A 14,103-nucleotide genomic window follows, 5' to 3' on the forward strand; every position below is an offset into this window, starting at 1 on the left:
TTTTGCCAGACCTGCCGGAGGGCGGACCGTGGCCAAGAATTTTAGCTAAAATTCTTGGCCCTTGATCAGCGTTCGGTGAGCTTGAGCTCGATGCGCCGGTTCTGCGCACGCGCTTCGGGCGAGTCGGCGGGATCGACCGGCTGGTATTCGCCAAAGCCGTTGGCCGAGAGCCGCTGCGGCGGGATGCCCATGTCCTCGACCAGGAACCGCACCACCGACAGCGCGCGGGCCTGGCTGAGTTCCCAGTTGTCGGCGAAGCGCGCACCGGGGCGCAGCGGCGTGTCATCGGTATGGCCGTCGACGCGCAGGATCCAGTCGATGCCCGGCGGAATATCCGACATCACCCGCTGCAGAATGCCCGCGATATTGGCGATTTCGCCCTCGCCCAGCGGCGAGAGCCGCGCCTCGCCCGGCGCGAACAGCACCTCCGAGGAGAACACGAAGCGGTCCCCCTCGATGCGGATGCCGTCCTGATCGCCGATCACCTCGCGCAGCCGTCCGAAGAATTCCGAGCGATAACGCTCGAGATCCTCGGCCTGCGCCTCGAGCCGGCGGCGCTCTTCTTCCTCGAGCTGGCGGCGGCGCCGTTCCTCGGCGGCGACGCGCGCCAGCGCGGCGTTGAGCTCGGAGCCGAGATTCTGCAGCTGCACCTGCGCCTCGGCGTCGCTTTCGCGCGCCTCGTCGAGCAGTCCTTGAAGCTGCGACAGCTGCGACCGCAGCGCCGCGACCTGCTGGTTGAGGAGCTCGCGCTGGCGTTCGGCCTCGCTCGCGCGAGCCTCCGTCTGGCTCAGTTCGCTGCGCGCCTCCGAGAGCAGCGCCGCGCGCTGCTCGGCCTCGCTCAGCCGCGCACCGGCCTCGGCCTCGGCCGCCTTCTGCGCCGCCAGCGCCGCGGTCAGGCGATCGCGCAGCTCCTCCTGGGTGATCTCGGCCTCGCCCTGCTCTTCGAGCAGCGCCGCGAGCCGGCTGCGCAGGTCTTCGGCCGTGGCCTGCGCCTGCGCCAGATCGTCCTGCAGGGTCTCGGCATTGCCTGCGGCGTCGCGGGCGCGCTGCAGCGCCGCCTCGGTCTCGTCCTGCCGCAGAAGTGCGGCGGCGAGCCGGGCGTCGAGATCCTCCTCGGCGTCGCGCGCCGCTGCCAGAAGCGTCAGAGTCTCCTCGGCGCGACGGCGCTGCTCTTCCAGCGCCATGGTCATCGCGGTCAGTTCGCTGTCGGCATTCTCCAGACGTGCGCGCAGGGCGGCAGCGGCCTCGGCCTCGGCCAAGCGCTGCGCTTCTTCCTCGCTCAGCTCGGCCTGCAACGCGTCAACCTGCGAAGACAGCCCCCCGATCTGCGCATCGCGATCCGCGGCCTGAGCCCGAAGGTCCTCGATCAGCGCCTGCAGCGCCTCGCGGCGTGCGGCGGCGAGCCGGGCCGCCTCTGCCTGCGCGTCGACCTCGCTGCGCGCCTGCGCCAGCGCCAGATCGAGCGCATCGCGCTCGGAGGTCAGCTCGGCCTGCGCGGCCTCAAGGTCCTCCTGCGTGGCACTGAGCGCCGCGATCTCGCTCTCGGCGGCGTCGCGGTCGGCCAGCAATGAAGCGACCTGCTCCTCGAAGCTGGTAATCCGGTTGGCGGCGGCGGTGAGTTCCTCGGCCTGCCGGTCGCGGGTGGCGGTGAGCGAGGCGATGAGGCTCTGCTGCTCGGTCATCCGGGTCTCGGCATCATCGATGGTGGTCTCGAGCTCGCCGATGCGGGTGGTCAGCGCGGTGTTCCGGCGCTCCTGCAGACCGAGGCTGCGCGACAGTTCGGTGATCTCCGAGGACAGACGGTCAAGCTCACTCTCCTGCCCGGTGATGGTGTCGCGCAGCACCGACTGGATCACCATGAAGATCGTCAGCACGAACATCAGCACCAGCAGGAGCCCAGTCATCGCGTCGACGAAGCCCGGCCAGATATTGGCCTGGAAGCGCGCGCCGGTGCGTCGCGACAGCGACATGGATCAGGCCCCGCTCTTGCCGCCGGCGCCACCGGAACCGCCGGGGCGCACCGGGCGGATGGTCACCGATTGCGGCTGCGCCTGCGGCGCGTGCGAGAGCTTGGTCAGCGTCCGGTTCAGCGCCGCAAGATCGGTGCGCAGCTCGGCCATGCTCTCCTGCCGGCCGGCGGCGACTTCCTCGAGCAGGCGCAGCATCTGCACGTCGATCGAGCGCAGGCGCATGCGGCTTTCTGCGTCGAGCCCCTCGGAGGTCTCGCGTTCGGCAAGCACTTCGGCCAGACGCTCCTGCCCCTCGGCGATGCGGGCCAGAGAATTGGCCGAGGGCGCCGTCGCCTCGAGCCGCTCGGTCATGCGTTCGACGGAATCCGCCAGCTGCCCGAGCCGGGCGTCGACCTCGTTCTGGCCCTCCTGCGCGCGCGAGAACATCAGCGTGAGCCGCTCCATCTGGTCGGTCATCTGGTCGAGCACCTGCTCGACGATGCCGGTGTCGCTCGCCTGCTCGCCGTCGCCCGAGAAGCTGAGCTTGGTGATGGTGCTGAGCCATTCCTCGAGCTCGCGGTAGAACCGGTTCTGGCCGTGCCCGGCGAACAGCTCGAGCAGGCCCACGATCAGCGAGCCCGCGAGGCCGAGCAGCGAGGAAGCAAAGGCCACACCCATGCCGCCGAGCTGGCTTTCCAGCCCCGACATCAAGCGGGTGAAGACCTCCATGTTGGTCTCGCCCTCGCTGGGCGCGAGGCTGCGGATGGTGTCGACCAGCGCCGGCACCGTGGTGGCGAGGCCGTAGAACGTGCCGAGCAGGCCGAGGAAGATCAGCAGCGAGACCAGGTAGCGGGTGATCTCGCGCGCCTCGTCGATCCGTGTGGCGACCGAATCGAGGATCGAGCGGGTCGAGCTGGTCGTGATCTGCAGCCGGCGGTCGCGGCGGCGCAGCAGGGCGGCAAGCGGCGCCAGCAGGCGCGGCGGGCGATTGCCGGCATCGCGGTCGGTGACGAAATGCTCGATCCAGCGCACCGACTGGATCAGCTGCGCCACCTGCAGGAAGCAGGCCACGACCCCGAGGAAGAAGACGAAGATGATGAAGCCGTTGAGCCACGGGTTGGCCTCGATCACCGGCAGCACCCGGGGCAGCGCCACGAATCCACCAGCACCGCACAGGCCAAGCACCGCCAGCATCATGGCGATCTGGCGGAACGGCTGGCTGAAATGCGGTTCTGCCTCGAAATCGGCCTTGTGCATCTAGGTCCCTGAGAAAGTAGTTCGCGTTGGCCCGACCCTATTGCGGGGGCCGCATCAAGCCAAGTCGTTATCCACAAGCTGCCGAACACGGTCCCGCAACCAGTGCAGTTCGGCATCGGGTATGCCCAGTTCGTCGAGATGGGCGGCGGTATTGTAGAGATATTCGGTGTTCGGACCGCGCCCGCCCATGGCGCGCGCGATGATGGCGGCCTGCTCCTCGAGCGGCAGCCCGCCGCAATACTGCACGTGGGCGGCGTCGATCACGTAGGTCACCGCCTCGACCCGGCGGCCGTCCTGCAGATCCACGTGCAGCATCTTCTCGAGATAGGCCGAGGAGACCAGTTCGCGCTCGCGCAGGTAGGCGATGGTCGCCTCTTCCGTGCCGTCGGCGGCGCGCAGCGCCAACCCCTCGCAGAGCGCGCCCGGCTGCTCGTCGAGTGCCAGCACCAGACCGGGCTCGGCCTCGCTGCCGCGATGGTGGATCGAGCGCATGCAAAAGCTGCGGTGATAGTCGGGCAGGCTGGCCTGCGCCGCCTCCGCCACCTCGAAGCCGGGATTCCACAGTAGAGAGCCGTAGCCGAAGACCCATAGCGCCATGGTTCTGGTCCTTTCCTTTGGCGGGCTGTAAACACCATCGGGCGTGTCCGGAAAAGGGGGAGCCGCGGTGAAACGACTGACGCAACTGGTGATCGCGGCGGCACTGGCCTGGTCGGCCTACTGGGGCTGGTCGGCCTGGATGCAGCGCAGCGCCATCGAGGCGTGGTTCGAAGGCCAGCGTGCTGACGGCTGGGAGGCCTCCTACGAGGATCTGGCGATCCGCGGCTTTCCCAACCGGCTCGACACCACGTTCACCGGGCTGGTGCTGGCTGACCCCAAGACCGAAACCGTCTGGGAGGCCCCGCTCCTGCAGGTGCTGCAGGTGGTCTACAACCGCGACCACGTCATCGTGGCTTTCCCCGAGACACAGGTTCTGACCCGCGACGGGGCACGGCACGAGATCACCGCCGAGGGGCTGCGCGCCAGCCTCGTGCGTGACGGCGATCTGTTGCTGCGCGCCAATGCCGAGGCCGGGGTGCTGAACATCTCAGGCGAGGCGCCGCTGGCCCTGCGCGACCTGACCGCCGCGATCTCCCGCACCGAGGACAGTGACAGGCGCTACCGGATCGCGGTCAATGCCGAGGGCATCGCCACCGGCGGCGCCGCCCTGCCCGGCGGCAGCGAGGACGGGCTGGAGCTCGACGCGCATGTGACGCTGGCCGAGCCGTTGTCGCTCGGCGCAGCCGGCGAGCCGCGGCCGACGCGGATCGAGATCGCCCGGGCCGAGATCGGAAAGGACGCGCTGCGCCTCGCGGCCACCGGCGAGATGGACGTGGACGAAGACGGCTACCCCGAGGGCCAGCTCTCGCTCCGGGTCGAGAACGTGGCCGAGGCCATCGAGGCCGAGCGCCGCGCCGGACGCGTGCCCGAGGAACTTCTGGCGCTGATCGAGGGCGGTGCGCAGCTGATCGCCGGGCTTTCCGGACGGCGCGACACCATCGACGTGACCTTCGAGTTCCGCGACCGCAGGACCTGGCTCGGGATCCTGCCCCTCGGTCCGGCCCCGCAACTGCGCTGACCGCGACGCCTAAGAAAATTCGTCCGAATTTTCTTGTCCCGCCCGACACCTGGAGGAATTTTCGCAGAAAATTCCTCGTTTCAACACCGGGCGCATCACCCTTGCGCCGGGCGCCGATCCCGGGAACAGTGGCGCCATGAGTGACAGCCTTTCCCGGCGGATCGAGGCCAAGCGCGACGAGCTGATCGCGCTGACACAGGCGCTGATCCGCATCCCGACCCTGAACCCGCCCGGCGAGAACTACCGCGCGATCTGCGACATGCTGAAGACCCGGCTCACCGCTCGCGGCCTCGCCTGCGAACTGGTTCGCGCCGAAGGCGCGCCCGGCGACAGCGAGCGTTACCCGCGCTGGAACCTCGTCGCCCGCCACGAAGGCGCCCGCCCCGGCGACTGTGTACATTTCAACTCGCATCACGACGTGGTCGAGGTCGGCCATGGCTGGACCCGCGACCCGTTCGGCGCGGAACTCGACGGCGACCGCATCTTTGGCCGCGGCGCCTGCGACATGAAGGGCGGGCTCGCTGCCTCGGTGATCGCCGCCGAGGCCTTCATCGAGGCCCACCCCGACTATGCTGGCGCCATCGAGATCAGCGCCACGGCAGACGAGGAATCCGGCGGCTATGGCGGCGTGGCCTATCTGGCGGAAAAGGGCTGGTTCGCACCCGAGCGGGTGCAGCACGTGATCATCCCCGAGCCGCTCAACAAGGACCGCATCTGCCTGGGCCACCGCGGCGGCTGGTGGGCCGAGATCGAGACCAAGGGCGAGATCGCCCACGGGTCCATGCCCTTTCTCGGCGACTGCGCCGTGCGCCACATGGGCGCGGTACTGGCGGCATTCGAGGAGCGGCTGTTCCCGGCGATGGCGGCGCGGCATACGGAAATGCCGGTGGTGCCCGAGGGCGCCCGGCAGTCGACGATGAACATCAACGCGATCCACGGTGGCCAGCCCGAGAACCCGCCGGATTTCGACGGTCTGCCGGCCCATTGCGTGCCCGACAGCTGCCGAATCGTGATCGACCGGCGCTTCCTGATCGAGGAGACGGCCGACGGGGTGCGCGACGAAGTGGTGGCGCTGCTCGAGGAGCTCAAGGCGCGGCGCGAGAATTTCGACTACGAGATCCGCGAGCTCAACCGCGTGATCCCGTCGATGACCGACCGCGACGCACCGGTGGTGACCACGGTGACCGAGGCGATCCGCGAGGAACTGGGCACCGAGGCGACCTACGTGGCCTCGCCCGGCAGCTATGACCAGAAGCACATCGACCGCATCGGCAAGCTGAAGAACTGCATCGCCTACGGTCCGGGAGTGCTGGAACTGGCGCACAAGCCCGATGAATGGGTCGGCGTCACAGACATGCTCGACAGCGCGCGGGTTATGGGGCGCAGCCTCGAACGGCTGCTGTTGCCCAAATAGGTCCGTTCACACGTCGGCAAGCCCGGCCGGGCCGTCGACCGGACGCCCCGCCGCTTGTCAGCGGTTCGCTCCCGCCCTCCGGGCCTGCGCCTCACGGCGCTTCCGGGAACCGGGCCGTCCACTGGACGCCCCGCCGCCTGTCAGCGGTTCGCTCCCGGAACCCACAACACATCCGCCTTGCCGTCGTCATTGGCGATGCGCGAGGCGACGAAGAACCAGTCGCTGAGGCGGTTGAGGTATTTCACCGCGTGTTCGTTGACCTCCTCGAGCGAGGCGAGCTCCACGGCGCGGCGCTCGGCGCGGCGGGCCACGGTGCGGCACTGGTGCAGATGCGCAGAAACCGCCGACCCGCCCGGCAGAACGAAGCTGCGCAGCGGCTCGAGCCGGGCATTCATCGCGTCGATCTCTTCCTCGAGCCGGTCCACCTGCCGCGCCACCATGCGCAGCACAGGATAGCCGGCCTCGGCATCCTTCGCCATGTCCGGGCGGCCGAGATCGGCGCCGAGATCGAAGAGATCGTTCTGGATCCGCGAAAGCGCCGCGTCGAGATCGGCGTCGGCGTGCAGCCGGGTCGCCCCCAGCACCGCGTTGAGCTCGTCGGCGGTGCCATAGGCCTCGACGCGGGCGTTGAACTTGGGCACGCGGGTGCCGTCGACCAGCGCGGTGTCGCCCTTGTCGCCGGTGCGGGTGTAGATCTTGCTCAGAACAACCATGGTCAGCTTCCTCCGCGGATCAGGACGAACAGGATGATCAGCACCACCGCGAGGAACTGCGCGATGATGCGCCAGCGCATCGCCTTGTTCGCGTATTTCTTGTTGAACTCGCCACCCCGGGCGAAGGAGCCGATGCCGAACAACAGGATGCCGACAACAGCCAGCATGGCGATGGCCATCACGATGAACAGGGGATCGTCTTTCATTGTCACCTCCTCCGGGGCTTTGCCCGTGACATAGCCGCTCGGGCGGAAAAAGCGAACCTGTTATCGGGCGCGGTCGATCAGCGCATCCAGTGCGCGGGTCGGCAGCAGGCGCCGAAGACGCCCCATGAGATGCGTCGGGAACGTGACGTAGTAGCGCGGCTTGGGCCTGGGATGCTCAAGCGCACGCACAAGCTTATCCGTCACCGCCGAGGGCGGCAGCTCGAACCGATCCTTCGACGGCGCCGCATAGAGCCGCTTGAGCAGCGAGGCCTCGTATTGCCGCGCCCGCGGCGATGCGCGCCAGTCGATCCATGTCTCGAAATGCGGCACCGAGTTCGCCCGGATGCGCGAGGTGATCGGGCCCGGCTCGATCAGGATCACATCGATCGGGGTGTCGCGCATCTCGATGCGCAGCACGTCGGTCAGCCCTTCGAGGGCGTATTTCGTCGAAACATACGCCCCGCGCCACGGCATCGGCACCAGCCCGAGCACCGAGGAACAGTTGACGATACGCCCGTGCCCCTGCGCGCGCATCACCGGAACCACCGCGCGTGTCAGCGTGTGCCAGCCAAAGACATTGGCCTCGAAGATTTCGCGCAGCGCGCCGGTGGGAAGATCCTCGACCGCGCCCGGTACGGCGTAGGCGCCATTGTTGTAGAGCGCATCAAGCGTGCCGCCGGTGGCCTCGAGCACCTCGCCGAGAGCCCGGTGGATACTGGCCTCGTCACCGTAATCCAGCTGAGGGCTCTCGAAGCCCTCGTCGCGCAGACGGTCGCAGTCGCGTTCCTGCCGGCAGGAGGCGAACACCCGCCAGCCACGCGCGCGCAGCCCATGGGCAGCATCATATCCGATGCCCGAGGAACATCCGGTGATGAGGATCGTCTTGCCGGTCATGCGCGCCCTTCCCTGCTGCGGGCCGGGTAAGCCAAGGCGCGCAGCAGTTCAAGCGGCGCTCAGTCGGCGGCGCGCAGGAAACGGGCGGACATCCAGCCGATCCGCTTGGTCTCGATGGCCTGCAGCTTCACCCAACCCTCGCCGGGATCGGTCAGCACCGCGACCTCGTCGCCGCGCCGCAACTGGTTGACCACCGAATAGCCGGTGCCGGGTCCGTTGCGCACATTGACCACGTTGCCGGTGACCCGGCGCAGATCCATCGCCGTCTCGGGCGCCTCGGGCTCGGCCTGCGGTTCGGCACCGAACACGACCCGTTCGACGACGGCGCCCGGCGCGGCGTTCGACATCACGGCATCATTGCGGGTGTCGAGCGAGGCCACCTCGACGGCCTTTTCGGCCTCCACGGTCGCATTCGGCGTTCCGGCGGCCGCCGCGAGGGTCACGTCGAGTTTCGGCTCGATCCCATCGGATTTTGTGGGCGCCGCGGCGACCTGTGCCACCGACGTGAGATCGGCGCCGCTGATGTCGCCCCGCGCCACCTCGGGTGCGGCGGCGGCATTGCCGTCAGGGAAGGTCAGGGAGGGGAGGCCGGCGGTTTGTGTGCCGGGCTCGAAATTTGCGCCGCCGGACATCTGATACCATGCCAGCGAGAGGAACCCGAAGGTCGAGACGATGAGAACGAACCGGATCATGACGAACGGCCCTCCTTCCAAAATTGATAATAAAAAGATTCATAAAATGAGGCACGCGATGCGTTTGCCGTTGCCATCATGATAGCCGATTCCCGACGCTTTGGCGCGCCGGAAGCGGAAAATTTTCGCCGTGCTGTCGGGGACGGCTTTACCGCCCCGCGCTCGGCAGATATTTCAGCATCTATGAATGACATCGTCGATGACCCCAATATGAACCCCCGTGACGTGGCCGAGCCTCTGCGCCGCGCCATCGGCGACCGCTACCTGACCTATGCGCTGTCGACGATCATGAACCGGGCGCTTCCGGACGCCCGGGACGGGCTCAAGCCCGTTCATCGTCGTATCCTTTATGCAATGCGCAGACTGCGTTTGAGTTCCAACGGCGGCTTCCTAAAGTCCGCAAAGATCTCTGGCGACACCATGGGGGACTTCCACCCGCACGGCGACGCGGCGATCTATGATGCCATGGCGCGACTCGCCCAGGACTTCACGATCCGCTACCCGCTGGTCGACGGTCAGGGCAATTTCGGCAATATCGACGGCGACAACCCGGCGGCCTCGCGCTACACCGAGGCGCGCATGACGATCATGGCCGAGGCGCTGCTCGACGGGCTCGACGAGAACTCGGTCGATTTCCGCCCGAACTATGATGGCCGCCTCGAGGAGCCGTCGGTGCTGCCGGCCTCCTACCCGAACCTGCTCGCCAATGGCTCGAGCGGCATCGCGGTCGGCATGGCGACCAACATCCCGCCGCACAATATCGGCGAGCTGATCGACGCCTGCCTGCATCTCATCAAGGCCCCCGGCGCCGGCGACGACACGCTGCTGCAATACGTGCCCGGACCCGATTTCCCCACCGGCGGGGTGATCGTCGAGCCGCGCGACAACATCGCGCAGGCCTATCGCACCGGGCGCGGCTCGATCCGGCTGCGCGCCAAGTGGGAGGTCGAGGACTTGGGACGCGGCCAGTGGCAGGCAGTGGTTACCGAGATCCCCTACCAGGTGCAGAAGTCCAAGCTGGTCGAGCGCCTCGCCGAGCTGATCCAGACCAAGAAGGTTCCGATCCTCGCCGACATCCGCGACGAGAGCGCCGAGGACATCCGCATGGTGCTGGAGCCGAAGTCGAAGAATGTCGACCCGGATCTGCTGATGAACATGCTGTTCAAGAACAGCGATCTCGAGACCCGCTTCTCGCTCAACATGAACGTGCTGATCGACGGCGTGACGCCCAAGGTCTGCTCGCTCAAGGAAGTGCTCCGCGCCTTCCTCGATTTCCGCCGCGACGTGCTGTGCCGCCGTGCCCGGCACCGCATGGCCAAGATCGACAACCGGCTCGAGGTGCTCGAAGGCCTGATCATCGCCTTCCTCAACCTCGACCGCGTGATCGACATCATCCGCTACGACGACGATCCCAAGGCGGCGCTGATGTACGAGGACTGGTCGAAGCCGCATCAGGCGACGATCGCCCGCGCCACGGACGAGCGCGACTACCGCTCGCCGCTCGCCGGGATCGACGTCAAGGCGCTCGAGCTGCGCCCCGACCCGGAAGCCGAGGCCCGCGGCGTGCTGGCCGACGAAGGCACGCCGACGCAGATCCCGCAGCGCTTTGGCGGCCGGTCCGAGGGGCTCTCGGACGTGCAGGCCGAAGCCATCCTCAACATGCGCCTGCGCAGCTTGCGCCGGCTCGAGGAACTCGAGCTGGTCAACGAGCGCGACAAGCTGATGGAAGAGCGTGCCGGTCTCGAGGACCTGCTCGCCAGCGAAGACCTGCAGTGGAAGCGCGTCTCCGAGCAGCTGCGCGAGGTCAAGAAGGCCTTCGCCAAGGATCTCGACCGCGGCGCCCGCCTGACCACCTTCGCCGAGGCCGGCGAGGCCGAGGACGTGCCGCTCGAGGCGATGATCGAGCGCGAGCCGATCACCGTGGTGTGCAGCCAGATGGGCTGGATCCGCGCCATGACCGGCCATATCGACCTGAACCGCGAGCTGAAGTTCAAGGATGGCGACGGCCCGCGCTTCATCTTCCACGCCGAGACCACCGACAAGCTTCTGGTGGTCGGCTCGAACGGGCGCTTCTACACGCTCTCTGCCGCCAACCTGCCCGGCGGGCGTGGCATGGGCGAGCCGGTACGCCTGATGGTCGACCTGCCCAACGAGGCCGAGATCCACGACCTTCTCGTGCACACGCCCGGTCGCAAGCTGCTGGTGGCCTCGTCGGCCGGCGACGGCTTCATCGTGCCCGAGAACGACGTTCTGGCGCAGACCCGCAGCGGCAAGCAGGTGCTCAACGTCAAGGATGGCGTCAAGACGCAGGTCTGCAAGCCGGTCACCGGTGACGCGGTGGCCGTGGTCGGCGAGAACCGCAAGGTGCTTGTCTTCATGCTCGACGAGCTGCCCGAGATGGGCCGCGGCAAGGGCGTGCGGCTGCAGAAATACAAGGATGGCGGGCTGTCGGATGCCACCACCTTCACGCTGGCCGACGGCCTGAGCTGGAAGGACCCCGCCGGCCGCACCCGCACCGAGGCCGCGCTCGACGAGTGGATCGGCAAGCGCGCCGGGTCGGGCCGCATGGCGCCGCGCGGGTTCCCCCGCGACAACACCTTCACCTGATCCGAGATTGCCCTGCCCCCGCCGGTTCCCGCGCGGGGGCAGAGCGTGTAGCCTGCCCGCACGCGACCGCGACAGGAAGATTTCAGCATGGACGACGGCAATTTCGGCCACGGCGAGTATACCGGTGACGGCAAGGCGCTGTTCTGGCTGGCGCTGCGCACCGGGTGTCTCACCCTGCTCACCCTCGGCATTTATCGCTTCTGGGGCAAGACGCGGATCCGCCGCTACATCTGGTCCGCCGCCCGGCTCGAGGGCTCGCGCTTCGAATATACCGGCACAGGGCTCGAGAAGTTCCTCGGCTTCCTGCTCGCGGTGGTGTTCCTCGCGGTTTATCTCGGCCTGATCCAGATCCTGCTGTTCTGGTTCGGTATGACGATTTTTGCCGAGCCGCAAAGCCCCGAGCAGGCGCTGGCACAGGGCGCCGGTTTCTCGCTCTCGGCGGTGGCGCTGCTGCCCTTCATCTTCTTCGCGATCTACCGCGCAAGGCGCTACAAGATGGCCCGCACCCGCTGGCGTGGCATCCGCTTCGGCATGGAGAAGGCCGCCTGGGGCTATGCCTTCCAGGCGCTGGGATACTGGGCGCTGACGCTGCTCTCGCTGGGGCTGCTGACGCCACTGATGACCTTCCGGCTCGAGAAATACATGGCCGACCGGAGCTGGTTCGGCACCGCGCGCTTTGTGCAGGAAGGCCGCTGGACGGCGCTTTACGCCTGCATGCGCCAGATCTTCGTCGCGCTGGCGCTCCTGGCCTGCGGCGGGCTGAGCATCGCGCTCGGCAAGGTGGTTCTCGCGGTGCTGCTGCTGCCCGTGGGCGCGGTCTGGCTGGTGATCGGGGTGATCTCCTACCGGGTGCAGAGCTTCGCCTACCTGTCGCGCCACAAGATGCTGGGCCGCAAGGTCGCCTTCCACGCCCATCCCCGCACCCAGACGGTGATCGGCACCTACGTGCTGGGCGCTTTGCTGCTTGGCCTCGGGCTCTCGGTCGCCACCGGCGTCTTCGGCGGCATCGCCGCCTTCGCGCTCTCTGGGCTTGATTTCGAGACCACCGGCCCCGGCTTCCAGCCGGGCATGATCCCGCCCGTGCTGATCACCGCCGCCGGCTACCTCATGACGCTGATCGCGGCGCGCGCGGGGGCGCTTGCGCTGATCACCCAGCCGATCCTGAAGCACTATGTGACCACCCTCACCGTCATCAACCTGACGGCACTGGCCGAGATCCGCCAGCGCGCCGCCGATACCGGTGCCGATGCAGAGGGCTTCGCCGATGCGCTCGACATCGGCGGGGCGATCTGAGCGCGATGCAGGGTGCGGCGCATCTCTATGACGGTCGGTCGGCGGCGCGGCATGCGGTCGAGGTGGCGCTCTCGCGCGAGCAGCAGGCGCTGGTCATCACCGGCGACGGGCTCGAGGCGCCGCTGGTCTGGCCACTGCAGGACCTGCGCGAGCTCCACGACCACGCCGATGACGACCAGCTCATCCTGACCCGCCATCTCGAGACCGAGGACGAATCGCTGCGCGACACCGCCCGGCTGGTGGTCGAGGACCCCGAGATGGTCGCGTGGCTGCGACGCACCCGGCCCCGGCTGACCCGTCGCGACCTGCGCGAGGGCACCTGGCGGCGGGTGGCGCTGCGCGCCGGCGGGGCGCTGGCCGCCGTCCTGCTGATGATCTTCGTCATCCTGCCGGCCCTCGCGGGGACCCTGTCGCGGCTCATCCCGGTCGAGAAGGAGATCGCCTTCGGTCGCGGCGTGAAGGCCCAGATCGAGCGCGTCTTCGGCGCCACCGAGGCAGGCGCCCTCGACTGCTCCGCCCCCGAGGGCGTTGCGGCGCTCGAGCGCATGGTGACGCGGCTCACCGAGGGGCAGGAGATCGGCTACCCGCTCGAGGTCAGCGTGATCGACCACAAGATGATGAATGCCTTCGCGGTGCCCGGCGGTCACATCGTGGTGATGCGCGGCCTGCTCGAGGGCGCCGGCGACCCCGACATGGTGGCCGCCGTGCTGGCCCACGAGATCGGTCACGTGGTCCATCGCGACCCGACGCGCAACGCCCTGCGCACCGCCGGATCGGTCGGACTTTTGGGACTCCTCTTCGGCGATTTCACCGGCGGCGCGGCGACGGTCCTGCTCGCCGAACGCATGATCAGCGCCAGCTACAGCCAGGATGCCGAGGCCGAGGCCGACGCCTTTGCCTTCGACATGCTGCGCGGTGCAGGACTGCCGCCCTCCGCGCTTGGCGACATGTTCGAGCGGTTTCGCGAGGAATATGGCGATGTCGACGGCCCAATGGCGCATTTCGCCTCGCATCCGCGACTCACCGACCGCATCGCGGCGGCGGGCGCGGCCTCGTCCGGCGACTCACCCCACCGCCCCGCGCTGAGCTCTGACGCGTGGCGCGCGCTACAGGATATTTGCGACAATCAGGTCAACACACGGGACGCCGACTGACGTGGAGTTGTTCTCAAACCCGCATGCACCCGATTTCGGCGAAAAACGCGGCGTCTGTTAGGGCCAACATGTCGTTTTAGACCTGTTTCCCTCGCGTCCTCTTCGCTATCACCCCCTGTGAGACAGTTTCCAAGTCGCGCCTGACGCGACGCACTCTAGGGAGATACCGCCGATGAAGGTGCTTGTGCCTGTGAAGCGCGTGATCGACTACAACGTGAAGGTTCGTGTGAAAGCGGACGGAAGCGGCGTCGATCTGGCCAACGTGAAGATGTCGATGAACCCGTTCGACGAAATCGCCGTCGAAGAGGC

General features: G+C 67.9%; 12 protein-coding genes and 1 pseudogene. 6 read left to right on the forward strand and 7 right to left on the reverse strand.

Annotated features, from left to right (window positions below):
- Positions 1 to 65: 65 nt before the first annotated feature.
- Genes JF542_RS13120 through JF542_RS13130 form a run of 3 tightly spaced genes read right to left on the reverse strand, consistent with a single transcriptional unit; the run spans position 66 to position 3,803 of the window.
- Positions 66 to 1,970 (reverse strand): peptidoglycan -binding protein, encoded by a 1,905-nt coding sequence (locus JF542_RS13120; protein ID WP_207076161.1) that lies wholly within the window; start codon positions 1,968 to 1,970, stop codon positions 66 to 68.
- Positions 1,971 to 1,973: 3 nt separating this feature from the next.
- Entirely contained in the window at positions 1,974 to 3,206 is a 1,233-nt protein-coding gene (locus tag JF542_RS13125; protein ID WP_007793767.1) for a hypothetical protein, read from the reverse strand.
- A gap of 54 nt (positions 3,207 to 3,260) precedes the next feature.
- A complete protein-coding gene (locus JF542_RS13130) occupies positions 3,261 to 3,803 on the reverse strand; it encodes a gamma-glutamylcyclotransferase (protein ID WP_207076162.1) in 543 nt (180 codons plus the stop codon).
- A gap of 67 nt (positions 3,804 to 3,870) precedes the next feature.
- Between JF542_RS13130 and JF542_RS13135 the strand changes: the two genes are divergently transcribed.
- Both JF542_RS13135 and JF542_RS13140 read left to right on the forward strand, forming a co-directional pair.
- Positions 3,871 to 4,821, forward strand: a complete 951-nt coding sequence (locus JF542_RS13135; RefSeq protein WP_340689156.1) for a DUF2125 domain-containing protein — start codon at positions 3,871 to 3,873, stop codon at positions 4,819 to 4,821.
- 136 nt (positions 4,822 to 4,957) lie between these two features.
- Positions 4,958 to 6,235: an acetylornithine deacetylase/succinyl-diaminopimelate desuccinylase family protein gene (locus tag JF542_RS13140; protein ID WP_207076163.1), complete on the forward strand. Its 1,278-nt coding sequence runs from the start codon at positions 4,958 to 4,960 to the stop codon at positions 6,233 to 6,235.
- A 140-nt stretch (positions 6,236 to 6,375) separates the two neighbouring features.
- Here the strand turns inward: JF542_RS13140 and JF542_RS13145 are convergent, their stop codons facing one another.
- The 4 genes from JF542_RS13145 to JF542_RS13160 are packed head-to-tail and all read right to left on the reverse strand — an operon-like array spanning position 6,376 to position 8,740.
- Entirely contained in the window at positions 6,376 to 6,948 is a 573-nt protein-coding gene (locus JF542_RS13145; protein ID WP_207076165.1) for a cob(I)yrinic acid a,c-diamide adenosyltransferase, read from the reverse strand.
- A gap of 2 nt (positions 6,949 to 6,950) precedes the next feature.
- Positions 6,951 to 7,154 (reverse strand): twin transmembrane helix small protein, encoded by a 204-nt coding sequence (locus JF542_RS13150; protein WP_007793740.1) that lies wholly within the window; start codon positions 7,152 to 7,154, stop codon positions 6,951 to 6,953.
- A gap of 60 nt (positions 7,155 to 7,214) precedes the next feature.
- Entirely contained in the window at positions 7,215 to 8,048 is an 834-nt protein-coding gene (locus JF542_RS13155; RefSeq protein WP_207076166.1) for an SDR family NAD(P)-dependent oxidoreductase, read from the reverse strand.
- Between the two features lie 59 nt (positions 8,049 to 8,107).
- Positions 8,108 to 8,740 (reverse strand): SH3 domain-containing protein, encoded by a 633-nt coding sequence (locus JF542_RS13160; protein WP_207076167.1) that lies wholly within the window; start codon positions 8,738 to 8,740, stop codon positions 8,108 to 8,110.
- A 183-nt stretch (positions 8,741 to 8,923) separates the two neighbouring features.
- On the opposite strand from JF542_RS13160, the gene JF542_RS13165 reads away from it, so the two are divergent.
- The 4 genes and pseudogenes from JF542_RS13165 to JF542_RS13180 form a co-directional block, all read left to right on the forward strand.
- The gene (locus JF542_RS13165) at positions 8,924 to 11,347 is read left to right on the forward strand and encodes a DNA topoisomerase IV subunit A (protein ID WP_007793731.1); all 2,424 of its coding nucleotides are present in this window, start codon (positions 8,924 to 8,926) and stop codon (positions 11,345 to 11,347) included.
- 87 nt (positions 11,348 to 11,434) lie between these two features.
- Positions 11,435 to 12,640, forward strand: coding sequence for a DUF898 family protein (locus JF542_RS13170; RefSeq protein ID WP_207076168.1), 1,206 nt, complete (start codon positions 11,435 to 11,437; stop codon positions 12,638 to 12,640).
- Positions 12,641 to 12,645: 5 nt separating this feature from the next.
- Complete coding sequence (locus JF542_RS13175) at positions 12,646 to 13,794, forward strand: M48 family metallopeptidase (protein WP_207076169.1); 1,149 nt, start codon at positions 12,646 to 12,648, stop codon at positions 13,792 to 13,794.
- 172 nt (positions 13,795 to 13,966) lie between these two features.
- Positions 13,967 to 14,103 (forward strand): annotated as a pseudogene (locus JF542_RS13180) (electron transfer flavoprotein subunit beta/FixA family protein); the annotation flags it as partial.

It is taken from the genome of Salipiger bermudensis, assembly GCF_017309175.1.
In the GTDB taxonomy this organism is placed as follows: Bacteria; Pseudomonadota; Alphaproteobacteria; order Rhodobacterales; family Rhodobacteraceae; genus Salipiger; species Salipiger bermudensis.

What these genes read in the sequence shown, in the direction of transcription:
- JF542_RS13125 (WP_007793767.1), bottom strand. Translation starts at nt 3,206, where the DNA reads ATGCACAAGGCCGATTTCGAGGCAGAACCGCATTTCAGCCAGCCGTTC.
- JF542_RS13120 (WP_207076161.1), bottom strand. Translation starts at nt 1,970, where the DNA reads ATGTCGCTGTCGCGACGCACCGGCGCGCGCTTCCAGGCCAATATCTGG.
- JF542_RS13160 (WP_207076167.1), bottom strand. Translation starts at nt 8,740, where the DNA reads ATGATCCGGTTCGTTCTCATCGTCTCGACCTTCGGGTTCCTCTCGCTG.
- JF542_RS13165 (WP_007793731.1), top strand. Translation starts at nt 8,924, where the DNA reads ATGAATGACATCGTCGATGACCCCAATATGAACCCCCGTGACGTGGCC.
- JF542_RS13130 (WP_207076162.1), bottom strand. Translation starts at nt 3,803, where the DNA reads ATGGCGCTATGGGTCTTCGGCTACGGCTCTCTACTGTGGAATCCCGGC.
- JF542_RS13150 (WP_007793740.1), bottom strand. Translation starts at nt 7,154, where the DNA reads ATGAAAGACGATCCCCTGTTCATCGTGATGGCCATCGCCATGCTGGCT.
- JF542_RS13155 (WP_207076166.1), bottom strand. Translation starts at nt 8,048, where the DNA reads ATGACCGGCAAGACGATCCTCATCACCGGATGTTCCTCGGGCATCGGA.
- JF542_RS13140 (WP_207076163.1), top strand. Translation starts at nt 4,958, where the DNA reads ATGAGTGACAGCCTTTCCCGGCGGATCGAGGCCAAGCGCGACGAGCTG.
- JF542_RS13170 (WP_207076168.1), top strand. Translation starts at nt 11,435, where the DNA reads ATGGACGACGGCAATTTCGGCCACGGCGAGTATACCGGTGACGGCAAG.
- JF542_RS13175 (WP_207076169.1), top strand. Translation starts at nt 12,646, where the DNA reads ATGCAGGGTGCGGCGCATCTCTATGACGGTCGGTCGGCGGCGCGGCAT.
- JF542_RS13145 (WP_207076165.1), bottom strand. Translation starts at nt 6,948, where the DNA reads ATGGTTGTTCTGAGCAAGATCTACACCCGCACCGGCGACAAGGGCGAC.